Source organism: Hymenobacter properus (assembly GCF_015694735.1).
Classification (GTDB): Bacteria; Bacteroidota; Bacteroidia; order Cytophagales; family Hymenobacteraceae; genus Hymenobacter; species Hymenobacter properus.
Window position 1 is genome coordinate 42,364 of sequence record NZ_JADQDP010000001.1, and the last position, 23,873, is coordinate 66,236.

The 23,873-nt window shown below is 60.7% G+C and carries 22 protein-coding genes; 10 read left to right on the top strand and 12 right to left on the bottom strand.

Features of this window, described 5'->3' with window-relative positions; all coding sequences use genetic code 11:
• Positions 1-13: 13 nt before the first annotated feature.
• The 5 genes from I2I01_RS00220 to I2I01_RS00240 form a co-directional block, all read right to left on the bottom strand.
• Positions 14-1,891, bottom strand: coding sequence for a sugar-binding domain-containing protein (locus I2I01_RS00220; protein WP_211537737.1), 1,878 nt, complete (start codon positions 1,889-1,891; stop codon positions 14-16).
• A 233-nt stretch (positions 1,892-2,124) separates the two neighbouring features.
• Positions 2,125-2,916 (bottom strand): phosphatase PAP2 family protein, encoded by a 792-nt coding sequence (locus tag I2I01_RS00225; protein WP_196284413.1) that lies wholly within the window; start codon positions 2,914-2,916, stop codon positions 2,125-2,127.
• Between the two features lie 132 nt (positions 2,917-3,048).
• Positions 3,049-3,282, bottom strand: coding sequence for a hypothetical protein (locus I2I01_RS00230; RefSeq protein ID WP_196284414.1), 234 nt, complete (start codon positions 3,280-3,282; stop codon positions 3,049-3,051).
• Positions 3,282-4,124: a carboxypeptidase regulatory-like domain-containing protein gene (locus I2I01_RS00235; protein WP_196284415.1), complete on the bottom strand. Its 843-nt coding sequence runs from the start codon at positions 4,122-4,124 to the stop codon at positions 3,282-3,284. Before I2I01_RS00235 ends, I2I01_RS00230 begins: the two co-directional genes overlap by 1 nt.
• A gap of 120 nt (positions 4,125-4,244) precedes the next feature.
• Positions 4,245-5,507 carry an asparagine synthetase B gene (locus tag I2I01_RS00240; protein WP_196284416.1) on the bottom strand — a complete coding sequence of 421 codons (1,263 nt, stop codon included), beginning with the start codon at positions 5,505-5,507 and terminating at the stop codon, positions 4,245-4,247.
• Between the two features lie 256 nt (positions 5,508-5,763).
• Here I2I01_RS00240 and I2I01_RS00245 point away from each other — a divergent pair, with 256 nt between their 5' ends.
• Genes I2I01_RS00245 through I2I01_RS00255 form a run of 3 tightly spaced genes read left to right on the top strand, consistent with a single transcriptional unit; the run spans position 5,764 to position 8,714 of the window.
• Positions 5,764-7,002: an ABC transporter permease gene (locus I2I01_RS00245; protein WP_196284417.1), complete on the top strand. Its 1,239-nt coding sequence runs from the start codon at positions 5,764-5,766 to the stop codon at positions 7,000-7,002.
• Positions 7,003-7,022: 20 nt separating this feature from the next.
• Positions 7,023-7,880, top strand: a complete 858-nt coding sequence (locus I2I01_RS00250; RefSeq protein ID WP_196284418.1) for a hypothetical protein — start codon at positions 7,023-7,025, stop codon at positions 7,878-7,880.
• Between the two features lie 45 nt (positions 7,881-7,925).
• Positions 7,926-8,714 (top strand): helix-turn-helix transcriptional regulator, encoded by a 789-nt coding sequence (locus I2I01_RS00255; protein WP_196284419.1) that lies wholly within the window; start codon positions 7,926-7,928, stop codon positions 8,712-8,714.
• Between the two features lie 180 nt (positions 8,715-8,894).
• Here I2I01_RS00255 and mtaB read toward each other — a convergent pair whose 3' ends face one another.
• Both mtaB and I2I01_RS23470 read right to left on the bottom strand, forming a co-directional pair.
• The gene (mtaB, locus tag I2I01_RS00260) at positions 8,895-10,229 is read right to left on the bottom strand and encodes a tRNA (N(6)-L-threonylcarbamoyladenosine(37)-C(2))-methylthiotransferase MtaB (protein ID WP_196284420.1); all 1,335 of its coding nucleotides are present in this window, start codon (positions 10,227-10,229) and stop codon (positions 8,895-8,897) included.
• A 52-nt stretch (positions 10,230-10,281) separates the two neighbouring features.
• A complete protein-coding gene (locus tag I2I01_RS23470; RefSeq protein WP_196284421.1) occupies positions 10,282-12,144 on the bottom strand; it encodes an LTA synthase family protein in 1,863 nt (620 codons plus the stop codon).
• A gap of 244 nt (positions 12,145-12,388) precedes the next feature.
• Between I2I01_RS23470 and I2I01_RS00270 the strand changes: the two genes are divergently transcribed.
• Entirely contained in the window at positions 12,389-14,578 is a 2,190-nt protein-coding gene (locus I2I01_RS00270; RefSeq protein WP_196284422.1) for a glutamine synthetase III family protein, read from the top strand.
• 158 nt (positions 14,579-14,736) lie between these two features.
• On the opposite strand, the gene I2I01_RS00275 is transcribed toward I2I01_RS00270, so the two are convergent.
• Positions 14,737-15,273, bottom strand: coding sequence for a hypothetical protein (locus I2I01_RS00275; RefSeq protein ID WP_196284423.1), 537 nt, complete (start codon positions 15,271-15,273; stop codon positions 14,737-14,739).
• A 210-nt stretch (positions 15,274-15,483) separates the two neighbouring features.
• Here I2I01_RS00275 and I2I01_RS00280 point away from each other — a divergent pair, with 210 nt between their 5' ends.
• The 3 genes from I2I01_RS00280 to I2I01_RS00290 all read left to right on the top strand — a co-directional run bounded on the left by I2I01_RS00280 (position 15,484) and on the right by I2I01_RS00290 (position 17,488).
• Complete coding sequence (locus tag I2I01_RS00280) at positions 15,484-15,849, top strand: hypothetical protein (protein ID WP_196284424.1); 366 nt, start codon at positions 15,484-15,486, stop codon at positions 15,847-15,849.
• A gap of 34 nt (positions 15,850-15,883) precedes the next feature.
• On the top strand, positions 15,884-16,411 hold the full coding sequence (locus I2I01_RS00285) for a PAS domain-containing protein (RefSeq protein ID WP_196284425.1): 528 nt from the start codon (positions 15,884-15,886) through the stop codon (positions 16,409-16,411).
• Positions 16,412-16,519: 108 nt separating this feature from the next.
• Entirely contained in the window at positions 16,520-17,488 is a 969-nt protein-coding gene (locus tag I2I01_RS00290) for an NAD(P)H-quinone oxidoreductase (protein ID WP_196284426.1), read from the top strand.
• A gap of 148 nt (positions 17,489-17,636) precedes the next feature.
• On the opposite strand, the gene I2I01_RS00295 is transcribed toward I2I01_RS00290, so the two are convergent.
• From I2I01_RS00295 to I2I01_RS00305, 3 genes are all read right to left on the bottom strand, one after another.
• Positions 17,637-18,245, bottom strand: a complete 609-nt coding sequence (locus I2I01_RS00295) for a thioredoxin family protein (protein WP_196284427.1) — start codon at positions 18,243-18,245, stop codon at positions 17,637-17,639.
• 35 nt (positions 18,246-18,280) lie between these two features.
• Positions 18,281-18,712 (bottom strand): TlpA disulfide reductase family protein, encoded by a 432-nt coding sequence (locus I2I01_RS00300; protein WP_211537739.1) that lies wholly within the window; start codon positions 18,710-18,712, stop codon positions 18,281-18,283.
• 141 nt (positions 18,713-18,853) lie between these two features.
• Complete coding sequence (locus I2I01_RS00305; protein ID WP_196284429.1) at positions 18,854-19,858, bottom strand: SDR family oxidoreductase; 1,005 nt, start codon at positions 19,856-19,858, stop codon at positions 18,854-18,856.
• 303 nt (positions 19,859-20,161) lie between these two features.
• Between I2I01_RS00305 and ispG the strand changes: the two genes are divergently transcribed.
• Complete coding sequence (gene ispG / locus I2I01_RS00310) at positions 20,162-22,156, top strand: (E)-4-hydroxy-3-methylbut-2-enyl-diphosphate synthase (protein ID WP_196284430.1); 1,995 nt, start codon at positions 20,162-20,164, stop codon at positions 22,154-22,156.
• 20 nt (positions 22,157-22,176) lie between these two features.
• A complete protein-coding gene (locus tag I2I01_RS00315; protein WP_196284431.1) occupies positions 22,177-22,533 on the top strand; it encodes a hypothetical protein in 357 nt (118 codons plus the stop codon).
• 3 nt (positions 22,534-22,536) lie between these two features.
• Here I2I01_RS00315 and I2I01_RS00320 read toward each other — a convergent pair whose 3' ends face one another.
• Entirely contained in the window at positions 22,537-23,010 is a 474-nt protein-coding gene (locus I2I01_RS00320; RefSeq protein ID WP_196284432.1) for a nuclear transport factor 2 family protein, read from the bottom strand.
• An 84-nt stretch (positions 23,011-23,094) separates the two neighbouring features.
• On the opposite strand from I2I01_RS00320, the gene I2I01_RS00325 reads away from it, so the two are divergent.
• A complete protein-coding gene (locus I2I01_RS00325) occupies positions 23,095-23,829 on the top strand; it encodes a phytanoyl-CoA dioxygenase family protein (RefSeq protein WP_196284433.1) in 735 nt (244 codons plus the stop codon).
• Positions 23,830-23,873: the final 44 nt, after the last annotated feature.

The following is a 23,873-nucleotide window of genomic DNA, read 5'->3' on the forward strand; positions in this document are numbered from 1 at the left end:
CCGTGCTATTTTCCTAATCCAGCCGCTGCATCAGCCGCGAGGCCAGCAGGCCTTCGGGCACGCTAAGCTCGCCGGTTTGCGGGTCGATGAGCCCGTTGCGCTCGTCTTCGATGTTGGTGGCCTGGGTATACACGTCGCCGGCGATGGGGCGCTGGCGCAGCTCCTGCTTGAAGGCGCGGATGCTGTTGGTGCGCGCCTCGGCATCGGCCGGGCCGCCGTAGTCGGAGAAGCCGAAGCCGCCCCACTCGCTCACAATCAGCGGCACCTGGCGGCGGTAGAAGAACGGGTCGCCCACCACCAGCGGGAAGGCCGCGGTGCCTTCCATCTCGCCGCCCACCAAGCGGTCGAGCAGCTCTTTCCAGCGCTCCAGGTCGGGCGTATAGAGGTGGGCCGTGAGCAGGTCCGATTTCAGGCGGCCGGTGTACGACACGTGGTGCCAGCCGTCGTTATCCACCACCAGAAACTGCGGATAGGCAATCTGCATGAAGTGGTAGGTTTCGATGATGTACTGGCGGGTTTCGGGGTTGGTGGCAATGTCCTGGGCGCCCCAGTCTTCGTTGTAAAGGCTCCAGATGACGATGCTGGGATGCGTTTCGCTGAGCGTGACGAGGCGCAGCAGCTCGGCGCGATGGTTTTCGCGCGAGCGCGCCGTGGAGCTGTGCGGGCTGGGCACTTCCACCCACAGCAGCAGGCCCAGTTCGTCGGCCAGATTGTAGATGCGCGGGTCGACGCCGGCAATGTGCACGCGCACCAAGTTGCAGCCCAGCGCCTTCATGGCGTGCATGTGGCGCTGCATCTCGGCCAGGGTGGCCGTGCCCGGCTGGTAGAGAATGCCATCGAGGTACACGGACTGGTTGTTGAGGTACACGTAGCGCCCCCGCGACTCAATCTTGCGCAGCCCGAACAGCGTTTCGATGGGCGCAGCGTAGCCCTCGTGGTCGATGAGCTGGGCCAGCAGGCGGTAGCGGTTGGGGGCCTCGGGGCTCCACAGTTCGGCGCCGGGCAGCTCCATCACCACGCGCTGCTGCCACTGCCCGGGCTCGAGGTGCAGCGGGAAGTCCGACTCGGCCAGCGGGGCCGTGCGGTCGGGCGTGAGCGGGTCGAACACCTGCATCCGGATGATGTAGTCGCCCGCGTCGTGAATGCGCAAGGTCAGGTTGAAGCGCACCAGCTGGTCTTCTACCACACTCACCACGCCCACGCGGGAGCGCAGGCGGTTGCGCTCCACGGTTTCGAGCCACACGCTGCGCACGGCGCCGGTGTAGGTCTGGTACCAGATGCCGCCGCGCTTGTACACGTGCGATTCCTGCTTGCCGCGTGGCGTCTCAGCGTCCATTGTGTCCTCGATGCGCACCGTGAGGCGGTTCACCAAGTGCAGGATGGAGGCATCCAGCTCGTAGCTGAAGGAGGTGTATTCGCCGTAATGCGTTTCCTCGCCCTCGATGGTTTTCAGCGGCTGGCCGTTGAGCCACACCCGGGTTTCATAGCCACAGGCCCCAAAGGTGAGCTGAATCAGGGAGCGGGATTGGGGTTCGGCTACTTCGGGCAGGGTAAACTCCCGCTCGTACCACACCACGATTTTGTCGTGCCAAAGCGCGCCCTCCCGATGCCCGCGCACCTCGGCCAGGTGCGCCTCCACCGAGCCCGGCCATTGGGCCTTATGGGCGTAGGTATGGCCCAGGGCCCAGTCTTCCTCCAGGCCCTTGTCTTCCACGTCGGGGGCAAAATGCCATTCGCCATCGAGCAGCACGTGGCTGTTCATGCGCAGCACGGCGCGGGGCAGCGGGTTGGTAAATTCTTCGGGAGCTTCCTCCTGAGGCCGGCTGGCCGAGAGCGAGTAATTTGATTGATTCAGGTCCTCCATGCGGGCTGGGCTAAGGCGGCGCCGCATGTAAGCGCGGTGCCGAGCTTTTCCTGCTAACGGGCCAGGGCGGCAGAATGATGCAAAATGAAAGAGTTGCGCAAGGGATACGGCTCCATAAATGTCTGTCATCCTGAGCATTTCGCGCATAAAGCGAAGACGAAGGACCTTATCATGGCTGAACGACAGTTGTTCGGCCGTGAGAAGGTCCTTCGTCTTCGCTTTATGCGCGAAATGCTCAGGATGATAAGACTTTAAGCAGCTTACAGCTGCAAGCCCATCGCCAACCCGGCGCCGCCGGCCGGGCTGTAGCTGGGCACCAGCAGCAGCTTGTGCGCCAACTTTTGCGGCAGCAGCTTGGTGAGGGCAGGGTAGGCGTGCCACACGGTTTCGGCCGAAAGAAAGCCGATGGCGGCGCCGGCCAGCACGTCGGTGGCCCAGTGCTTGTTGCCGAGCACGCGCATCGCGCCCGTGGCGGTAGCCACGGCGTAGCCACTCACGCTCAGCCAAGGGTACTGCCGGCCGTATTGCTCGTGCAGCAGCGTAGCCGTGAGGAAGGCCTGCGAGGTGTGCGACGACGGGAAGGAGGTTAGCTCCTGTGGATTGTAAGGGCGGGGCTCGGCGGTGTAGCGCTTGAGGTGGCTCACCACGCCCTCGTCGAGCTCGTGTGCCACCAGGTAAATCAGGGTGAAGCCCACGGCGGTGCGTTCGCCACGGTGGCCAGTGGCCATCATGCCGTAGGCCATGGCCAGGGGCACGTGCCGGGTGTAATCGTCGATGCCGTAGGCGTTGAAGCCGCGAAACATCTCCTGCGTTTCGGCCTGAAAATCCTGCTTGGCCTGGCACAGCGTCTGGTTCACCTTGGGGCTGTGGGCCAGCACGCCCACGCCAATGAGCACCGAAGGCACGGCCACGCGCAGCAGTGCCGCCCGCGTGCCGTGAGCGGGCCGCGTTGAATGCGCTACAGAATCGGCGACCGGAAGGGCAGGGGCCTGGGCTTGGGCACCAAGAGTAGTCAGGCCCAGCAGCAAAGTCAGAACAAACTTCAGACGCACGATATTCGGGAAGGCTAGGGGAAAGGTGCTGAAAGTTAACACCTATGCGAACCTTGCTCAAGCCGTTCCGCGCCGCGGCCGCCTCTGGCTAGCCGAATGGTCGCAAAAACCCGGCGAACAGCCGCGCCGGAGCTAGTAGCTCAGGTTGAACGCGCCGTTGGAGATGTCCACGCGGTCGGTACCCAGGATGGCAGACCCGCGCGGGTCGTAGGCGGTGAAGCCGAAGGTGCCCGTGATGGTGCGGGCCGTGGTGTTCACGGCCGTTACGGTGACGGTGCCCAGCAAGCCCGCGTAGCCACTGGTACCGTAAGAACCATAGGGGATACCTCCCGAGCTACGCACATACGTGGCGTTGCCGCTGAGCATCACATTTTCGAGGCGGAGAGGGTGGGCGTGGCGCTGAAATAGGGCAGGTTGAGCCCCATAATTTCGGCAATATTGCCATTTTGTGAAGTGGCCAGCAGCGAGAAGCTGCTGGGGGCACCGTTGGTCAGGCTCACCGAGCCCCCGACCGTGCTGCTGTTGTAGTTAGTGCCGCTCCGGCTCCAGCTCACAGTGCCGCGTAGCGAGGCAGAGGTCGGACCTGTCGGGCTCACCGTAATGGTGCCCACCGAGGCCGTGGCCCCGGTCGTGACCGTCACGGTGCGGGGGCTGGGCTGCACGTAACCGGAGTTCTCGCGAAACGATACGTTGTAGGTGCCAGCCGCCACATTGTTGAATTTGAAGTAGCCGTTCACGTCCGGTGTGGTGGCGGGACCGTTGGTACTGCCAGGCGTCGTGAGCACCACCAAGTAAATGCTGTTGACGGGCGTCACGGTGCCTTCCACGGCGCCTGTGCTGCCAGAAACGGCAATAGTGCCCACCGAGGCCGTGGTGCCGGCCGTTACGGTTACGGCGCGGGGGCTGGGCGGGAGGTAGCCGGAGTTTTCGCGGAACGAAACTTCGTAATTGCCCGCATTTACATTGTCAAACTTGAAATGGCCGTTGCCATCGGGCTGCGCGGCCTGACTGCTACTGGCCCCAGGAGCCGCCAGCAGGACCAGGTTGATGCTGCCGGCCGGGGCGACAGTGCCTTCCACGGCACCCACCACGCTTGCGGGGTCGGGCGAATTCTTTTTCGAGCAGGCCACCAGGCCCGTCAACAGCGGGAAAAGGGCAAGGCCGAGCAACAACAAGTAACGTTGGGAAAAGCGTAAAGGACGCGGCATACAATAAGTGAAAATGGAAACCAAAAGCACGAGCCTGCAAAAATAGAAACGGCGGCGCATAGCGGCCCACGGCCGCCCTACGCCGCCGCGCGGGCCTCTATAACCAGTTCCTGGGCCGGCTTAGGTTTTCTGTTTCTTCTTCTTCGCGGCGGGGAAGAGGATGTTGTTTAGGATGAGCCGGTAGCCGGGCGAGTTGGGGTGCAGGGCCAGGTCGGTGGGTTCTTCGCCCACGAGGTGCTGGTAGTCTTCAGGGTCGTGGCCGCCGTAAAACGTCCAGGTGCCCTTGCCCAGGGTGCCGTGGATGTAGCGCGCCTCGCCGGTCTGCTTGGTTTCGCCCATCACAATCACATCCGACTTAATCAGGCTCTTCCGGAAGGCCGTAGTTTGACCCATGAAGCCGTGGATGGTTTTCTCGTGGTCCTGCGTGAGCATGGTGGGCACCGGGTCGTACTTGGCCGAGTAGGTGAAGAGCTGGAAGTAGTCGTTCTGCTCGCCCAGGCCCCGCTCGCTGGGCTGCATGTCGATGTTGGAGTACTCGTATTGGAAGGGATTGCGCTCCAGCTGAAAGTTCTGGAAGGCCAGGCAGCGGTTGAAGTTGAGCTTGGATTGGGCGGCCGGGTCGGCCGGGTCGCCGTCGTACATGCTTTCCACCATGTCGATGCCCAGGCCCGCCAGGGCGATGTCGTAGGAGTCGGTAGCCGAGCACATGGCAAACAAAAAGCCGCCCCCGGCAATGAACTCCTGCATCTTGGTGGCTACGGCGCCCTTCATCACGCTGACTTTATTGAAGCCGTTGCGCTTAGCGGCGGCTTCGGCGTCGCGCACCTGCTGCTGGTACCAGGGGTAGTTGCGGTAGGAGGCGTAAAACTTGCCGTACTCGCCGGTGAAGTCTTCGTGGTGCAGGTGCAGCCAATCGTATTTAGGCAGCTCGCCCTTTAGTACTTCGTCGTCGTAGAGCTGCGTGTAAGGGATTTCGGCGTAGGTGAGTACCATGGTAACGGCGTCGTCCCAGGGCTGCTTGCCCTTGGGCGTGTACACCGCAATTTTGGGCACCTTCTCAAGCTTCATCACGTCCATGTTGGCGTTGGGGTCGGCTATTTCCTGCAGAATGCCGGTGTACTGCGCCTCGCTGATAACCTGGAACGATACGCCGCGCACGGCCAACTCGTTTTCGGCCGCCGAACTGGTTTCGAAAGCGAAGGCGCCGCCCCGGTAGTTCAGCAGCCAGTCGACGGGCACCTCGCGCTGCAGCAGCCAGAAGGCCACGCCGTAGGCCTTCAGGCACTCCTTCTGGGTGTTGTCCATCGGGATGAGCACGTGGTTGGCGCGGGCAGCCAGCGGCGCGGCCAGCAGCAACAGCAATAAAAAACGCTTGAACAGCATAAGATTTTAGCAAAAGAAACGCGTCTGAGCAACGAGGTTGCGGCGGCAGTGGTTCAAGTTAAGCGCCGGCCGCCGAACTTTGGGCGTTGCCGTTGCCGGTTATCGGTATTGGCACCGCTTGTCATTCCCTGCAAGGTCTGTCATCCTGAGCGCAGCGAAGGACCTTCTTAAGTGAGAACGGTTTCGTTCGTTGGTGAGAAGGTCCTTCGCTGCGCTCAGGATGACAGGTTCCCCAAACCTTCTGCAAAAACTCGCCATGAGTCCCCTCGAAAACGTCCGCGAAGCCTTTCGCTCCATCCGCGCCAACCTGCTGCGCACCGTCCTCACGGCCCTGATTCTGAGCATCGGGCTATTTGCGCTGGTGGGCATTCTCACCAGCATCGACGCGATGAAAAACGCGCTGTCCGAAACCTTTGCCAGCCTGGGGGCCAACTCCTTCGAGCTGCACGCCAAGGGCTACACCAACCGCTTCCAGCGTGGGGGCGTGAAGGGCAAGCAGTACCCGCCCATCGATTATCTACAAGCCAAACTCTATAAAAAAGCCATGGGCGACGACGCCCAAGTGGGCGTCTCGGCTTTTATCTCGGGCGCGGCCGAAATGAAAGCCAATGGCATCAAAACCAACCCCAACATGCAGGTAATTGCCGGCGATGAGAACTACCTGAAAATTCAGGGCTACAACCTCAGCGAGGGCCGCATCTTCTCCCAAACCGAGCTTAATAGCGGGGCTAACGTGATGGTGGTGGGCGACGAAATCAAGCAGAAGCTGTTTCCCAAGCAAAGCCCTGTGGGCCAGTATGTGTCGGCCTTAGGCCGCCGTTTTCTGATAGTGGGCCTGCTCGAAAAAAGCGGCAGCGGCATGGGCGGCGGCGGGGCCGACCGCCTGGCCCTGCTGCCCCTCGAAACCGGCAACCAGATGCCTCGCCAGCGCGCCCTCACCTTCGACATCAAAACTGCGACCGACAAGCCCGGCACACTGGCTTACCTCATGGGCCAGGCTACGGGCAAGATGCGCGCCGTGCGCCACGACCGCCTGGGCCAGGAAGACAGCTTCACGGTAGAAAGCAGCGAGTCGTTGGCGGCCGACCTGGACTCCATTTCCGGCAAGGTGAAGGCCGGCGGCAGCGTCATGGCCTTTATCACGCTGCTGGGCGCCAGCATCGCCCTCATGAACATCATGCTGGTGTCCGTCACGGAGCGCACCCGCGAAATTGGGATTCGCAAGGCGCTGGGCGCCACGGCCCTGCAAATCCGCCAGCAGTTTCTGATTGAAGCCATTGTGATTTGCCTGCTGGGCGGCACGTTGGGTATCGTGCTGGGTGTGCTGGGTGGCAACGGTGTGGCCAAACTCATCGGCTCCGAGTCTTTCTACGTGCCCTGGGGCTGGATGATGCTGGGCCTGCTCATCTGCGTGGGTGTGGGGCTGTCGTCGGGCTACTACCCGGCCAGCAAGGCCGCGGCGCTCGACCCCATTGATTCGTTGCGCTACGAGTAGGGCAGAGGTCTTGCTTCCAAATGAAAACGCTGCTATTTGGTTTGTTTCTACTGGCCCCGGCCTTGCGGGCGCAACCGGTACCGGGCAGCATGGCCCAGGTGTATACGGTGACCAGCGACCGTTACGAACGTTTCCGAATGCCGCGAGTACGCTTGCCGAATGCGGTCGTTGCACGGCGCATCAACCGGCAGTTGCTGCGGCAGTGCGTCGATTACACTGGCAGCGTGGATTCGACGGCCAGCCCGCGGCAGCAACTGCGGCAGACACTTCTGGAATGTTGCTACGACCAGGAATCGAAGACGTGGATGGCCGGTGGCCTTGGCTACACCGGCACTGATTATACTGTGCTGTTGAACCAGGGCTATTTGCTGTCGGTCGAATTTACCAGGGATAATAACGGCCTCACTGAACTCGCCGCCGAACACCTAACCTTCGACCTGCGCACGGGCAAACGGCTGACGTTGGGCGACCTCGTGGCCGACCCACCGGCGCAGTTAGCCCAGCGGATGGATTGGGCCATAAACCGCCGCCTAAAGGCTGAATTGGCCGATGTAGCGGCCGTTTACGGTGACTCGGACGTCATCGCGCATGTGGCACAGCTCTACGGGTTTGAGGATTGGAACATGGTTAAGCAGAAGCCGATTCTTGCCGACACTTCGGCCGCAAGTGCTTTGGACGAGCAATACTGGCTTAAAACCGCCGATTTCGCGCTGGATGACCACGCCCTGTTGTTGTATCACAACGTAGGCATGAGCCGCATAGACATTCCGTTTTTGCCCGACCCCGTTTACACGTTTCCTTTTGCACGCATTCACCCGCGCGGCCTGTTGGTGCCTCTAGCTAAAGCTGCGGCTGCGAAAAAGCCCAAAACCAAATAACAACGCCGGTTTTTATACATTTGCGCAAACCTCATTTGTGCAAGCATGGTGGCCATTCCCGCTTCCGAAACCATTGACCGGCGTTTTGCCCAGCTTATTCAACAGTTTGGACTAACGAAAAACAGCTTCGCCATATCGCTGGGAAAAACCGCCAGCGTGGTGCAGCACCTCATCGACGGCCGCAACAAGCCAGGCTACGACTTGCTGTGCAAGGTCTTCGAGGTCTACCCAAATGTCTCAAGAGATTGGCTGCTGCTCGGCCGCGGCCCTATGCTGGTGGGCGGTGAGCCCATCGCCAAGCCCGCGCCCCGTTCCGCGCTCCCAGCGCCCGAGTCCCCCCTGGAGCCCATCGACCTTTCGGATATCGAGGTCCGCAGCACCCGTCGCGCTGGCTCTGGGGCCACCAGCACGCAGTTGCAGCCGGAAGAAATTACCGCTACGCTGGTTTTGGCTGCAGCGGCCCAACAGCCCGCCCGCACCGCTGCACCCGTGCTGAATGAGCCCGCACCGCAGCCTATTGCACCCCCAGCCGCTGCTGAAACTCCCTCCGTTGAAACGAAAGCCAGTTCACTGCCGCCCGTTGCTCATCCGGAGGAGCCGGTTATTGCAGCACCTCCGGTAGCGGCTGCCGCCAGTGCGCAGCCAATGCCAGCTGCTGTCCCCGCTGCTGCGCCATACGCTGCCCCCAACCCCGAAGCTTATATCTCGGCCGCATTGCATGCCCAACACATGCAGCACCAACTGGCAATGGCCGAATTGCGCAACCAACACTTGTTAGAACAACAGCAGATGCTGCGCGAGATGCTCGCCATGGCCCGCCAAGCAATGGTCTGAACCACAGATTCGTCCGGATTTCTCGGATTGCACGGATTTTTTAGCCGGTGCGCAAGGCATGCAAACGGATTATTGAAAAGAAGAAAGGCCGCTCTCAGAGCGGCCTTTTTTGTAGGAAACAGAGCGAAATAATCGTTCTCAAAATCCATGCAATCCGAAAAATCCGGATGAATCCGTGGTTCAGACTAAAATACCCACTTCCTCAGCCTCCATCAGCCCCAGCGCATTCACCGCCGTGAGACGTAGGGTTTTCATCTCGCCGACCAGTAGCGGGTCGTACTTGGCGGCCACGCGGATATAGTTGGGGGTGAAGCCTTCCATGCGGCCATCGGTCACGTCGTCCTCGAACAACACGTCGGTTTCGAGGCCCAGGTGCTGCTCGTAGAAGAAACGTTTCTTCTTCTCCGATAGGCTGCGCAGCTGCGTGGTGCGTTCGTGGCGCACCCGGTCCTGCACGCGGCCGGGTAGGCTGGGTGCCAGCGTATCGGGCCGCTCCGAGTAGGGGAACACGTGCAGGTAGGAAATGGGCAGTTCATTCAGGAAGTTGTAGGTATCGAGAAAGTCGGCGTCGGTTTCGCCCGGAAAGCCCACAATCACATCCACCCCAATGCAGGCGTGCGGCATTAGCTCCTTGATGCGGGCTACGCGTTGGGCGTAGAGGGCCCGGCGGTAGCGGCGGCGCATCAGGCCTAGTATCTTATCCGAGCCGCTTTGCAGGGGAATGTGGAAGTGAGGCATAAAACGCTCCGAAGCAGCCACTGTGCTCAGAATGCCGTCGGTCAGCAAGTTCGGTTCGCAGCTGCTGATGCGGAAGCGGCGGATGCCGCTCACCTTGTCCAGCGCCTGCACCAGTTGGGTGAAGTCTTCGCGGCGCTCCCGCTCGGGGCCTTGCAGGCCGAAGTCGCCGAGGTTGACGCCAGTGAGCACGATTTCCTTCACGCCGGTTTCGGCCAGCTTTTCTACGCGCTCTACCACGCTGGCCACGCTGCCTGAGCGGCTGCCGCCCCGCGCCAACGGAATGGTGCAGAACGAGCAGGAATAGTCGCAGCCGTCCTGTACCTTGAGGAAGGTGCGGGTACGGTCGCCGAATGAATGCGCCGCTACAAACTCGGTGGCTTCCGAGATGGGGGAGGCGTGCACCGCGCCGGGCTGCCCGGCGGCCGGCTTCTTGAAATCCGCCAGTATATCGACCAACTGGAACTTCTCGGCGGCGCCGAGCACGGCGCTCACCCCGGGAATTTCCGAGATTTCCTGCGGCTTAAGCTGGGCGTAGCAGCCCACGATGGCCACAAAGGCATCGGGGTTGTGCTTGAGGGCCTGCTGCACCACCTTCCGGCACTTGCGGTCGGCGTGGTCGGTCACGGAGCAGGTATTGATAACGTATAGGTCGGCGCCGGCTTCGAAAGCGACTTTGGCAAAGCCCTTTTCTTCAAACTGCCGGCCGATGGCCGACGTTTCGGAAAAGTTCAGCTTGCAGCCGAGGGTATAAAAGGCAACGGATTGAGGGGTAGGCATAGCAGGCGCAAAGGTACGGCCGGGGGCCAAAATGCGCCGCCTGGCCTTTGCCCTAGCGGCGAGCAAAGTCTTCCAGCGAAACTTGCTCCAGTGCCTGGCCGAGGCGTACCTGGGCATCGGGCACGGTAGCGTCGCGCTCCCAGGTGTTGCGGCCCACGTTGTCGAAGGTCACTATTCCGGCCGGCGACACCGTTCCGAACCCGTTATTAAACGTATAGAAAGCAAACGGCACAGCTTTCGGCGCAAGCAAGTCGCGGCTCCACACAAAATCGGCAGCGGGCAGGCGCAACTGGTGCAGCAACGTGGCCGCCACATCCGTCTGCGAGCCGATGGTGCTTACCACCCGGCCCCGGCTTTCGGGCTGGAGGGCGCCCCCGGCCAGCAGCAGCGGAATGTGAAACTTTTCCGGACTCTGGTTAGACGAATTGCCGGGTAAGATGTGGCCATGGTCGGCCACGAGTACCAAGAGGGTATTGGCGTACCAGGGCTGTTGCTTGGCTTTTTTCAGAAATTCTCCCAACGCGTAGTCGGTATAAAACACCGAATTGCGAAACAAGTCTTCCTCCGCCTTGCCCGGAAACCGAGTTTTCATCGGCACGTCGAATGGCTCGTGGCTGCTCAGGGTGAAAGCTGTGACAAAAAAGGGCTGCCGCTGCCGGGCCAAGTCTGCTAGCACGCGGTTGAACAGAACGCCGTCGTGCGCGCCCCACTTGCTATTTTGGTCGGCGGCGGCAAAATCGGCGCGCTCGGTCAGGTGTTCGTAGCCGGCCGTTTGGAGGTAGCTCTTCATGTTGGCAAAAGCCAGCTCGCCACCATAGTAGTAGCTGGAGCTGTAGCCTGCCGTGGCCAGCGTGCGGCACAGGTGCGGCAAGCTCTCCGTTTTGCGCGGAAACTTGATGATACTGGTTGTAGGCTGGTTAGGGTAGCCCGACAGCAGCGACACAAGGCCCTTCTGGCTGCGGTCGCCGGCCGCGTAAACGCTATCGAATAGTACACCCGTGCGCGCCAGGCTGTCGAGGTTGGGCGTGACGCCTTTTTCGCCGCCCACACTACCCACTAGCTTGGCCGTGAAGCTTTCGAGGATGATAAACAGCACATTCGGCCGCGAAGTCGTCAGCACCGCGGCGGACGTATCTGGGGGCGCCGCCGCACCCACAGCCCTAGGGTACAGGCCTGCCACCAGCCGCCGGGCCGTGCTGTCGGCCATGAAGGGTGCGAGGGGCTTTTCCTCGGCCCGCAGCACCAGGGCACTCATCAGGTTCCAGGGCGCATTAAGTGCCGCGTGATTAGCGAAAGGGATGCGCGAGAAGTACACGTCGCTTTGGTTTATCGGAATTTGCTGCGTGCCGCCCCGCAGCGGCACCACCAGCAGCGCCGCGTACAGCAAACTGGCCAGCGCTGCCCGCCCGCGCCCAAACCACGGCGGCAGCGCCGGCATCCGGCCTACTACTGCTTTATACAGCCACCAGCTGCCCGCGCCAAACCCAGCCAGCAACGCCAGTAATAGCAGCACCGGCGCACTGCCCGCCGAGGCGGCCATCTCAGCGGGCGAGTTCAGGTATTGCAGCGGCGTGTCGTCGAGTCGAAAGCCCCAGGCCCGGTACAGCTCCAGGTCAATAATTATCAGTAGAACCAGCAAAGCTCCAATTGCGCCCGAGTAAGCATTAATCAGCCCGCGCAAGGGCAGCCGGGGCACAAGACTGCCCACTATAAACAGCACAAAGGGTAGCAAACACACGTAGGCCGCCGCTGATGCATCTAGCCGCAACCCGTACCCGAACGTGGCTGCCATTGTGCCAAACGAAAGCTGCTTTGCGGCAGCATACTCGTAGCCCAGAAACAGCGCCCGGCCCAATCCGAAAAAAAGCAGCCAGAACAAAAAGTAGCGCGGCTGAAACGCAAAGCGGTTTTTCACGCAACAAAGATAGCCTTTGGGTGCAGCCGGCTTTATAAAGCTTCTGAAGGCAAACCGTTGCTTTTCGATAGGTGATACCATAAGATTGATGTAGTTACGATGGGGTCATGCTAAAAATGAGTGCTTTTTTATGGTAAAGCCCCCAATTTTTAGGGGGAGGCGCCGTAAAAAACGATTCTTGCTTTATCTTTGCCCCAGAAATTACACCTCACCTAGTCACCAGTCCTCGTCGGTACTTTTGTTTATGGCCACCCTTCGCTTTAAAGCCCTCGAACTCGTTAATCAGCGCCACCCCATTACCGTGGTGCCCGCTGCCGCCCGCCGCTCCGATAGCTACGGGCAAAACGTGTTCAACCTGGAAGCCATGCGGGCTACCATGCCCGGCGACTATTTCAAGAAGCTGCAAGCTGCCATCAAGCAGGGCGCTACCGTGGAGCGCAACGTGGCCGACGCCGTGGCCTCGGCCATGAAAACCTGGGCCATGGCCAAGGGCGCCACGCACTACACCCACTGGTTTCAGCCTCTGACCGGTGCCACCGCCGAAAAGCACGACTCCTTCTTCGACCTCAACTCCGACGGCCGGCCGATTGAGAACTTCAAGGGCTCGGCCCTCGTGCAGCAGGAGCCCGATGCCTCGTCGTTCCCCAACGGCGGCATCCGCAATACCTTCGAGGCCCGCGGTTACACCGCCTGGGACCCCACTTCGCCCGCCTTCATCATTGAGACGGTAGGCGCCAAAACGCTTTGCATCCCCACCATCTTCGTGGCCTACACCGGCGAGGCGCTCGACTACAAAGCACCGCTGCTGAAGTCGCTGGGCGTGCTGGAGAAGGCCGCCGTGGAGGTTTGCCAGTACTTCGACAAAGATGTTAGCCGCGTTAACACCACGCTGGGCATCGAGCAGGAGTATTTCCTAGTTGACAAGGCGTTGTACGACGCCCGTCCCGACCTGGTGATGACCGGCCGCACCCTGTTCGGCCACACACCGGCCAAAGGCCAGCAGCTCGACGACCATTACTTCGGCTCGATTCCGGCCCGTGTGCACGGCTTCATGCTGGAATTTGAAGAGGAGGCCAACCTGCTCGGCATTCCGCTGCGCACCCGTCACAACGAAGTGGCCCCCAACCAGTTTGAGTGCGCCCCCACCTTCGAGGACGCCAACCTGGCCGTGGACCACAACCAGCTGCTGATGGACGTGATGGACCGCGTAGCTGAGCGCCACAACTTCAAAGTGCTGCTGCACGAGAAGCCTTTCGCCGGCGTGAACGGCAGCGGCAAGCACAACAACTGGGCGATGAGCACCGACACCGGCGTGAACCTGCTCGCGCCCGGCCGCCGGCCCAAGGAGAACCTGCAATTCCTGGCCTTCTTCATCACCACCATCAAGGCGGTGCACCGCTACGCCGACCTGCTGCGCGCCAGCATTGCCTCGGCCAGCAACGACCACCGCTTGGGTGCCAACGAGGCCCCGCCGGCCATCATGTCGGTGTTCGTGGGCTCAATGCTGGACTCGGTGCTCGACGAACTGGAGCGCACCGCCAAGCTGCCGCTCGACAAAGGCGACAACATCTACCTCAAGCTGGGCATCGATAAGATTCCGCCCATCCTGCTCGACAACACAGACCGCAACCGCACTTCGCCCTTTGCCTTCACCGGCAACAAGTTCGAGCTGCGCGCCGTGGGCTCCTCGGCCAACTGCTCTTCGGCCATGACGGTGCTCAACACGATTGTGGCTGACCAGCTCATCGATTTTAAAGCATCGGTAGACGCGCTGATTGACCAAGGCAAGAAGAAGGAAGTGGCCATCGTGGAGGTGCTCCGCGAGTACGTCATCTCTTCTAAAAACATCCGTTTCGAAGGCAATGGCTATTCCGACGAGTGGAAAGAAGAGGCTGCCCGCCGCGGCCTGAACAACATTGCCACCACCCCGCAGGCCCTGGATGCCTTTGTTCGCGAAGACGCGGAGGAACTTTTTGCCCGCCACGGCATCTTCTCCCAAGTCGAGCTTCATGCCCGCCACGAAATCCTGCTGGAGGAGTACATGAAAAAAATTCAGATTGAAAGCCGCGTGCTGGGCGACCTGGCTATCAACCATATCATCCCAACTGCGTTACAATACCAGACCAAACTTATCAATAATGTGCGCGGTTTGCGCGAACTTGGCCTCGACGATGAGTACAGCCAAGTGACCGTGGACATGATTAAAGCCATTTCGCGCCATGTAGCCACTATTAAAACCACGGCCGACGCCATGACGGAGGCCCGCAAGCAAGCCAATAAAATCGGAGACGCCCGCGAACTCGCGGTGACGTACTGCGAACAAGTAAAACCGAAATTCGACCCCATCCGCCGCGCCGTAGACAAGCTCGAACAGATGGTGGCCGACGAGGACTGGCCGCTGGTGAAGTACCGCGAACTGTTGTTCAGCCGGTAGTTCCTGACGGACGGAATCGGGTCCGGTGTTGGGTGGGAATTCTCGCCGCGCCCCGGTTTTTAAAGAGGTGCCTCCGTGAGGCGCCTTTTTTTGGCCGTCGGCCGCAAACGATTGCGGGTAGTTGGAATACGGCCTGATACGTGTGCCGGGGAGTTTGGTTACTTCGCAATTTTGGTGGATGAGGAGGGCCCGAGTAGCAACGGCAACCGCGGTGCCTGGATGTCGCTGTCCTCATCCACCACCTCGGCGCTGCTGCCGGGGTCGGGCACCAGCATGCGCCAGGTGGCACTACGCAGCTCGTCGAGCTTATCGAGGGCTTCGCTCACGGTCGGATTGGCTTTAAGCTTGTCGAACAAACCGCTTTTGTGGCCGGCCACAATTAGCTTTTCGATGACGAAGGGCAGCACCCAGCCCACCACGTTCGACGCCAGGGCACCGCGCAGCCCCAGGCGCAATAAGAGGCGTGTCGTCATTTGCTCCAGCAGGAGCACGCGGGCAGCCGGAAGGGCTTTGTCGGCCAGGAAATCGGCCACCAGCTTTAGGTTGCCTTTCTCGACTTCAGCCCGCAGCACGTCCTGCACGCTGTCGAGGGCCCGAGCGGCCAGTTGTCGAAACAGGCGGCCGGTTTGCCAGGCGGCCAGGCCGGTAACACGGGCCGCGCCCAAGAGCGTGGGAAGAAAGCGGGGTTTTTTCATGTGGTGCAGCAGTCGGCGCTGCCTGCTTATTTGTTGCTTGATAGGAACGCGAGGGGCGCAATTTGGGTTAAGCCCGGCAGTGAGCGCCGCGGCGCGATTAAGACGCGATTAATTAAAAAACCATTAAAAATCGCGTTTGGCATCCTACTTGATAACCTGGAGCCGTATTGCTTGTTAAGTTGCTGCCCTTTAGGCATCTTTTTACTGCTTATGTCAGACTTGCTGCTGGATATAAATTTACAACAGTTGCCCGATGAATACTTCGGCGGCGAGTGGCAGGTGGCCAACCGTGTGCTAAACCACAATGACCCCAGCAGCCCGCTGGCGCGGGCGGCGCGGCTGGTGCTGTCGCCTGGCCAGCTAGAAACGCAGCCCATTCCGCCTGGCCCCAGCCAGACCGGCCAATGGGCCGTGATGCGCGATGAGATTCTGAATCGGCCGTACCTAAGCTTCGAACTGCCCAATGAGGCCACCCGGGCGCTGGTGACGCGCCTGCGCCGCTCTGCCGACGGCTTGCACAGCCAGTTGAACCTGTATTTTGCGTCGGGCATGGAAATGCAACTCGACCGCGCCTGATTTTTCTTTTCGAACCTTCAATTCATTTTCGTTCGTGGATAATTCGTCATCCGTCACTCCGTTGCCTGCCGACGCGGCGCAAGGCCTGGTGGGGCCCGAGCAGTTTACGTTTCTGGCCGATATGATTCCGCAATTGGTCTGGATAACGGACCCGACGGGCTTTCATACCTATTTCAACCAGCGTTGGATTAACTATACCGGCTACGACCTGGCGGGCAGCGTGGGTCCCGATATGTGGAACAACCTGCTGCACCCCGACGACCGCGCCCGCGCCCGCGAGGTGTGGGGCCACTCGCTGGCCACCGGCGACGACTACAACATCGAATACCGCTTCAAAGGGCGTGATGGTAACTACCGGTGGTTTCTGGGCCAGGCGCTGCCGCGCCGGGGCGACGACGGCCATATCATCGCCTGGTTTGGCACCTGCACCGACATTCAGGAGCAGCGTCAGATGCGTGAGCAGTTGGAAGCCGCTTATTCCGATTTGGAGGCTAAGGTAATGTTCCGCACGCTGGATTTGGAGCGCGAACTGAAAGAGCTAAAAGCGCAGGTGGGCAAATAGTTGCACCGGCAAAACTTGCTTTTTAAGTGACAAGACGGCTCTTCTGAGCCGTTTTTCGTTAGCAAGGAGCTGCGCAATCAGGTAAGAAGCGCCCTTTCAACATTCCCAATGAAAGCCATTGTTATCCTACAAGCCGGCGGCCCTGAGGTGCTGGAGCTAAAAGAGCAACCAATGCCCCAGACGGAGGCGCACGAGGTATTGGTCTGCATACAAGCCGCCGGCGTAAACCGGCCCGATGTGCTCATGCGCCAGGGCAAATATGCGGGCAGCGGCGACGTGGCCGGCATGGTGCCCGGCTTGGAAATAGCTGGGACTGTGGCAGCCTGTGGCGCGGAGGTCACTCGCTGGCAGCCCGGCGACGCCGTATGCGCCCTGCTGCCCGCCGGTGGGTACGCCGAATACACGGCAGTCGACGCCCGCCATTGCCTGCCTGTGCCGACCGGGCTGAGCATGGTGGAAGCTGCTGCGCTGCCCGAAACTGTATTTACGGTGTGGCACAACGTGTTTCAGCGCGGAGCCCTGCAGCCGGGCGAGACGCTGCTGGTGCACGGCGGCAGCAGCGGTATTGGCACCACGGCCATTCAACTGGCACGGGCGTTGGGCAGCCGGGTGGCCGCCACGGCCGGCGACGAAACGAAGTGCAGCGCCTGCCGCGAGCTAGGCGCCGACTGGGCCATTAATTACAAAGCCGAAGACTTCGAGCAAGTGCTCAACGAGGAAGGTGTCGACGTCATCCTGGACATGATTGGCGGCGACTACACGGCCAAAAACCTGCGCCTGCTGAAAGACGACGGACGCCTGGTGTTCGTGAATGCCATGCAGGGCGGCAAGGGCGAATTCAACGCCATGGATGTCATGCGGCGCCGACTGAGCATCACGGGCAGCACGCTGCGCCCGCGTTCGGCCGATTTTAAAGCGGCGTTGGCGGTGGAGGTGGAAAAGCACGTGTGGCCGCTGATTGCGGCGGGGAAATTCCGGCCGGTTATCTACAAAACTTTCCCGCTGGCCGAAGTTGCGGCCGCGCATCGTTTGATGGAAAGCAGCGCGCACATTGGGAAGATTGTGCTGGAAGTTTAGGGCAAAAAAAAAGAACGTCATGCCGAGCATAGCCGAGGCATCTCGAGCGGGTTAGCAATCCAATCGTCAGGATTTGCTATTGCACGCGAGATGCCTCAGCTACGCTCGGCATGACGTTCTGCTTGTACGGGTCTGGTTACCTATCCGCTTACGCCCGCTTCCACTTGATGGTGCAGCCGATGGCTTTGGTCGAATTAGTGGTGGCGGGTTTGCCGGCCAGGATTTCGGTCAGGGCGTTTTCCACGTACTTCGTTTTCACCAGCGAAGCGTCCTCGGAGTTGTCATCAATGGCGCCGATGTAGCTTACCACAAAGTCGTTGCCCTGGCGGGTGAGAACGTAGAGGTGGGGCGTGCGGGTGGCACCATAGGTCTTGGCCACCTGCTGCGACTCATCGACCAGGTAGGGGAAGGCGTACTTCTTTTTCTGCATGTCGGCGTAGGAGTCGCCGGGGGCCACGGCCGGGTCGTTGGGGTTGATGGCCACCACGGGGTAGCCTTTGGGGGCGTACTTGGTGTTCAGGTCAATGATGCGGCTTTCGTATGCTTTGGCAAAGGGGCAGGTGTTGCAGGTAAATACCACGATGTAGCCCTTAGCAGCCTTGTTGTCGGCTAGCGACACCATTTTGCCATCGATGTTTTTGAGCTTGAAGTCGGTGGCTTTGTCGCCCACTTTGTAGCCATCGGCAGCGGGGCGGGCAATGAAGCTGCTTAGCAACAGGGCGAAACAGAGCGTGAAGTAGGGCAGGAGCTTTTTCATGAGCATTGACTGTAAAAGGTGAAGATTGAAAATACCTATTTCGGGAATTTCTGCAAGGCGGCAGTCAACTCCGCCGGCGAAAGCTCCTGCTCAAATGTAACGCGCTGCTGGCTCTTGTTATTGACAATGAGCGTGAACGGCAGCGCGCCCGACCATTTCGCATCAAGCTTGTCCATCCACGTATTGGGGTCCGGCTCGTTCAGCAGCAGCACTTCCGATTTCAGCCCGCGCTGTTTCACAAAGGGTTTCACCTTCTTGTCAAGCTGCGAGGCATAATCCATGCTGACCAGCAGCACCTTCACTTTTTTGCTGGAATTGGCCGCCCTCAGCTGCTCAAAGCCGGGCAACTCCTTCACGCAGGGCGCGCACCAGGTGGCCCAGAAATTCACCACGTAGGTGGTGTCGGTGGGTCGCGCCAGTCGCTTCTGCAGCTCCGGAAACTTGACGACGGCCACGTGTTGGGCCAAAGCAGGGGCAGAGAGGAAAATGCCCACTGAGAAGGCTGTTAGTCTAAGAATCTTCATGCTCAATAAAAAGATACCTCCCACAAACAGCCGTGGTTTGTGGGAGGTTGCATGAGATATCTAACAGGGCGGAGCGTCGGCGCCTTACGGCTGGCCGCCACCGCCCGCAGCACCGTAAATATGGCCCGTGGTGTAGCTGGCGTCGTTGGCCGCCAGCTGCACGTAGATTGACGCCAACTCGGCCGGCTGGCCGGGCCGGCCCATGGGCGTTTTGGCACCGAATTCTTTCAGGTTTTCCTGCGTTGAGCCGCCGCTTACCTGCAGCGGCGTCCAAATGGGGCCGGGGGCCACGCCATTCACGCGAATGCCTTTGGGGGCGAGCTGCTTGGCCAAAGATTTCACGTAATTCATCGTGGCCGCTTTGGTTTGGGCGTAGTCGTAGAGGTTGGGGGAGGGGTCGTAGGCTTGCTCCGAAGCTGTGCCGATGATGGAGGCGCCGGGTGGCAGGTGGGGCAGCGCGGCTTTGATAATCCAGAACGGCGCGTAGATGTTAGTTTTCATGGTGGCATCGAAGTCAGCGCTGGTGAGCTCCAGGATGGACTGGCGCTGCTGCTGGCGCGCGGCGTTGTTCACCACAATGTCGAGCCCGCCAAGCTGGCGCACGGCTTCGGCCACCAGCCGCTGGCAAAACGCCTCCTCGCGCAGGTCGCCGGGAATGGCGATGCCCTTGCGGCCTTCGGCTTTTATCAGGGCAATGACTTCTTTGGCATCGGCCTCCTCGGCGGGCAGGTAGTTGATGGCCACGTCGGCGCCTTCGCGGGCGTAGGCAATGGCGGCGGCGCGGCCCATACCGGAGTCACCGCCGGTTATAAGCGCTTTGCGGCCCTGCAGTCGGCCTGAGCCCTTGTAGCTTTTTTCACCGTGGTCGGGGCGCGGGTCCATTTGGCTGGCCAGGCCGGGCCAGGGCTGCGACTGCCCTTTGAACGGCGGCTTGGGGTATTTAGTCATTGGATTGACCATCGGGTCCGGGGCTGCGGCGGGCGCCTCTGCGCCCTGAGCCGACAGCACCGGGGCCACAGCTGCCACTGCCAGACCAGCGCCCAGCCCGCTGATGACCTCGCGCCGGCTAAGTTTATTTTCTTCGTTCATGTTCCTGAAATATAGTAGTTTAATGATGTGGAAAGGTTCAGGAACATATACCTGCTTTGTGTGGCTGGGGTTGGCAGCTAACCTTATAAATAATTAAGCTGAACAACAGTCGCGCTTCTCAGTACTGAATGGTTTGAGCAATGCCAGCACTAGGTCGTTGACCTGGCAAGTGCACTCCCGGCTACCCCAGCCTTGGCTATCCGTAGCGGGTTGCGCACATCGGCATTGTTTAGCAGCCACCCGCTGTGGGTTTACCTTTGTGCTACGGCGCAACTTTCGCCGGTTTCACCTGGTTTTTCGCTCATGAATAAGACGTATTGCCCCAGCCTGACCGAGTACAAGCGTCGCGTAGCCCGCGTAGTAAATGTGGGCGGCGTGCCCATGGGCGGCGATTTCCCCATCCGCGTGCAAAGCATGACCACCGTGGACACCATGGACACGCTGGGCTCGGTGGAGCAGACGCTGCGCATGGTGGAGGCCGGCTGCGAGTACGTGCGCATCACCGCGCCGAGCATGAAGGAGGCCCAAAACCTGCTGGAAATCAAGAAGCAGCTGCGCGCCCGCGGCTGCAACGTGCCGCTGGTGGCCGACATTCACTTCACGCCCAACGCCGCCGAACTGGCCGCCCGTATCGTGGAGAAGGTGCGCGTGAACCCCGGCAACTACGCCGACAAAAAGAAATTTGAGGAGATTGAATACACCGACGCCACCTACGCGGCCGAGGTGGAGCGCATCAGGGAGCGGTTCCGGCCGCTGGTGAAGATTTGCAAGCAGTACGGCACTGCCATGCGCATCGGCACCAACCACGGCTCCCTGAGCGACCGGATTCTGAGCCGCTACGGCGATACGCCGCTGGGCATGGTGGAGTCGGCACTGGAGTTTCTGCGCCTCTGCGAGGAAGAGAATTACTACGACGTGGTGCTGAGCATGAAGGCCAGCAACACCCAGGTGATGGTGCAGGCTTACCGCCTGCTGGTGCAGAAGCTCGACGAAGAAGGCCTGCAGCCCTACCCGCTGCACCTGGGCGTGACCGAAGCCGGTGAGGCCGAAGACGGCCGCATTAAGAGCGCCGTGGGCATCGGAACACTGCTCGAAGACGGCCTGGGCGATACTGTGCGCGTGAGCCTTACCGAAGCTCCTGAGGCCGAAGCGCCGGTGGCCCGCATGCTGATTGACCGCTACACCGGCCGCGCCGCCGTAGCCCAGCCCATCCGGCCGCTGGTGGGCGAGGAACCCATCGACCCTTTCCAGTACCACCGCCGCATCACGCACGAAGTGGCCAATTTCGGCGGACTGAACGTACCGCGCGTGGTGTCGGATTTGTCGCGCCTGCCGCGCCGCGAGTATGCCGACCTGCGCGCTGCCGGGCACCTGTATTCGCCGTTTCTCGACAAGTTTCAGATGTCGGACCTCGGGGCTGATTATATCTACACTGGTGAGCGGCCAGTGCCCTACATGCTGCCCAATGGCCTGAAGGAAGTGGTGACCTTCACGGCCTGGAAAGACGCCGGCCGGCGCCTCGACCATTACCCGCTGATGACGGCCGGTTCTTATTTGGAGGACACGCCGGCGGCCCGCCACCCGCAGCTGAATTTCCTGATGGTGGAGCCCAATGCGCTGGACAAGCGCCTGCTCGACTTCCTGCGCCCCGACCGCACGGTGGTGCTGGTGCTCGAAACCCACAACGCCCACGCCATGCCTGACCTGCGCCGGGCCTTCTTTGAGCTGATTAATAACGGCGTGACCTGCCCGGTCATCATCGCGCGGTTCTACGGCCCGCAGTCGGTCGAGAAAACCCAGCTCGATGCGGCCACCGACGTAGGTGGCCTGCTCATTGATGGCCTGGGCGACGGCGTGGTGCTGGGCGCCCGCCTACTGCCCGTTGACCGGCCCCAGGAGGACTGGCTGCGCGATATGGACATGCTCAACCAACTCTCGTTCGGCATCCTGCAGGCGGCGCGCACCCGCATGAGCAAAACCGAATACATCAGTTGCCCCAGCTGCGGCCGCACCCTGTTCGACCTGCAGGAAACCACGGCCATGATTCGCAAGCGCACCGACCACCTCAAGGGTATCAAAATCGGCATCATGGGCTGCATCGTGAACGGCCCCGGCGAGATGGCCGACGCCGACTACGGCTACGTGGGCGTGGGCAAGGGCAAAATTTCCCTCTACCGCGGCCAGGAAGTCATCAAGAAATCGGTGCCCGAGGAAGCCGCCGTGGATGAACTCATCGAACTCATGCGTGAGGACGGGAAGTGGATTGAGAAGGAAGTAGGGGAGCCGGCAGGAGTTTAGGCTTTTCTCTGATTCAGGTAATGAAAAAGCAACCGCTTCCCAACCTGCACGATGCCACTGTTGAGGAGTTTGCTTTTGTCCATCATGCTGCTCGGCTGATAATCAGCGTTTCGAGGTACGCAATTGATAAGCAGCCTACAATGCGCTTTCAATTGATATTCTCAGGCATTATAAATGGGGAGGAAGTGGCCCTCTTTGACCAGCGTATTCGCAGCGTTCTGCAAAAAGAGAAGCGAAGCAAGCTTGAATATCGAATAGATGATTTGAGCTATAGCACTTCACTGCCAGATGAAGAGGCCATAAGCTTCGCGCTTGGTATCGACCATTTGGGATGTCTACTTATCATTTGCAGGAAATTATCTATCCACGAAAGCTAAGTACTACTTGCACTTCTCCTTGCGCCTTGTGTCGATGATGTGCGCAATTTTCCAGCCATCGGCCAGCTTCACCAGCTGAAACGAGTCGTAGCCGCAGTGGCTGAATTTGCTGCCGAGGTAGAACTCGTATGGCGCCCACACGCTGGCCAGGTTGGCATCGACGAGCGTGTGCTCGAACTGCACCCGCTCATCCCACACCTCGGCGTGGGGCGTGCCCACAGCCTTCAGGAAGCCGTTGATGCTTTCAATTTCCAGCTTGGGCGGCTGCCCGGGCTTGCCACCGAAACCGTGGAATACAGCGCCCGGCGCAAGCGTGCGGCGTACCATGGTGCTGTCGCCGCGCCGCATGCCGTCGAAAAAGGCGGTGACGGTTTGCTGCACGGCGGCGGTTTCGGGTGAGGCCTTTTGGGCGTGGGCGACGGGCGTCGCGGCGGTTAGCACGCCCACGAGCAGGAGGGAGGTAAGGGGTTGGTTCATGACGACACAGTTGGGAGCTAAAGGCGCTGGGTGGGCGCACTGGTTGCGTGGGCAGCAGAAGAGCGAATGTAGCTTTGCGGGCGTATGAAATCAGCTATTCTTCAAGAGGCCGACGCCGAGCAGTTTGCCGAAGCCGGATTTGCCGTGTTGCCGGGCCTCTACGCACCTGCGGAATTAGCCGCCCTGCTGCGCACGGTGGAGCAGGCGCCGGTAAGCGGACCCAACTTCAGGCGCAGCCAGGAGGTGTTTGCCATTCGCGATATGGTGGGCGCGGTGCCGGCGCTGTGGCCTTTGCTAGATACGGCAGCCCTGCGGCAGTTGCTGGGGCAGCTGTTCCCAACTGGCTGTCAGTTAGTGAAGGCCATCTACTTCGATAAGCCCGCCGGCTCGAACTGGCTGGTAGCCTGGCACCAGGACTTGATGATAAACGTGAGCCAGCGCACCGACCAGCCCGGTTTTGGCCCCTGGACCAGCAAGCCGGAGGGCGTGTCGGTGCAGCCACCGGTGGCGGTGCTGGAAAATGTGGTGACCCTGCGCCTGCACCTCGACGACTGCGACGCCACCAACGGCGCGCTAAAAGTGGTGCCCGGCTCGCACCGGCGCGGCGTGGTACCGGCCGCCGCTATTGCGGAACTCACGCCGGAAGCCACCGTGTGCGCCGTGCCGGCCGGTGGCGTCATGCTGATGAAACCGCTGTTGCTCCACGCCTCCAACCGCAGCACCGGCAACCGTCCGCGCCGGGTGATGCACCTTGAATTTGCGTCGGTGGAATTGCCCGCGGGCCTGGCTTGGCGGGAAGGCAAGCGACTGATGATGTAATATAAAATGCTTAGTATGCCGGCGCGTTGCTGGTAATTCAGCAC

What these genes read in the sequence shown, in the direction of transcription:
- I2I01_RS00275 (WP_196284423.1), bottom strand. Translation starts at nt 15,273, where the DNA reads ATGAAAAAACCCCGCTTTCTTCCCACGCTCTTGGGCGCGGCCCGTGTT.
- I2I01_RS00320 (WP_196284432.1), bottom strand. Translation starts at nt 23,010, where the DNA reads ATGAACCAACCCCTTACCTCCCTCCTGCTCGTGGGCGTGCTAACCGCC.
- I2I01_RS00295 (WP_196284427.1), bottom strand. Translation starts at nt 18,245, where the DNA reads ATGAAAAAGCTCCTGCCCTACTTCACGCTCTGTTTCGCCCTGTTGCTA.
- mtaB (WP_196284420.1), bottom strand. Translation starts at nt 10,229, where the DNA reads ATGCCTACCCCTCAATCCGTTGCCTTTTATACCCTCGGCTGCAAGCTG.
- I2I01_RS00250 (WP_196284418.1), top strand. Translation starts at nt 7,023, where the DNA reads ATGAAAACGCTGCTATTTGGTTTGTTTCTACTGGCCCCGGCCTTGCGG.
- I2I01_RS00315 (WP_196284431.1), top strand. Translation starts at nt 22,177, where the DNA reads ATGAAAAAGCAACCGCTTCCCAACCTGCACGATGCCACTGTTGAGGAG.
- ispG (WP_196284430.1), top strand. Translation starts at nt 20,162, where the DNA reads ATGAATAAGACGTATTGCCCCAGCCTGACCGAGTACAAGCGTCGCGTA.
- I2I01_RS00240 (WP_196284416.1), bottom strand. Translation starts at nt 5,507, where the DNA reads ATGCTGTTCAAGCGTTTTTTATTGCTGTTGCTGCTGGCCGCGCCGCTG.
- I2I01_RS00290 (WP_196284426.1), top strand. Translation starts at nt 16,520, where the DNA reads ATGAAAGCCATTGTTATCCTACAAGCCGGCGGCCCTGAGGTGCTGGAG.
- I2I01_RS00325 (WP_196284433.1), top strand. Translation starts at nt 23,095, where the DNA reads ATGAAATCAGCTATTCTTCAAGAGGCCGACGCCGAGCAGTTTGCCGAA.
- I2I01_RS00270 (WP_196284422.1), top strand. Translation starts at nt 12,389, where the DNA reads ATGGCCACCCTTCGCTTTAAAGCCCTCGAACTCGTTAATCAGCGCCAC.
- I2I01_RS00305 (WP_196284429.1), bottom strand. Translation starts at nt 19,858, where the DNA reads ATGAACGAAGAAAATAAACTTAGCCGGCGCGAGGTCATCAGCGGGCTG.
- I2I01_RS00280 (WP_196284424.1), top strand. Translation starts at nt 15,484, where the DNA reads ATGTCAGACTTGCTGCTGGATATAAATTTACAACAGTTGCCCGATGAA.
- I2I01_RS00235 (WP_196284415.1), bottom strand. Translation starts at nt 4,124, where the DNA reads ATGCCGCGTCCTTTACGCTTTTCCCAACGTTACTTGTTGTTGCTCGGC.
- I2I01_RS00255 (WP_196284419.1), top strand. Translation starts at nt 7,926, where the DNA reads ATGGTGGCCATTCCCGCTTCCGAAACCATTGACCGGCGTTTTGCCCAG.
- I2I01_RS00230 (WP_196284414.1), bottom strand. Translation starts at nt 3,282, where the DNA reads ATGCTCAGCGGCAACGCCACGTATGTGCGTAGCTCGGGAGGTATCCCC.
- I2I01_RS00220 (WP_211537737.1), bottom strand. Translation starts at nt 1,891, where the DNA reads ATGCGGCGCCGCCTTAGCCCAGCCCGCATGGAGGACCTGAATCAATCA.
- I2I01_RS00245 (WP_196284417.1), top strand. Translation starts at nt 5,764, where the DNA reads ATGAGTCCCCTCGAAAACGTCCGCGAAGCCTTTCGCTCCATCCGCGCC.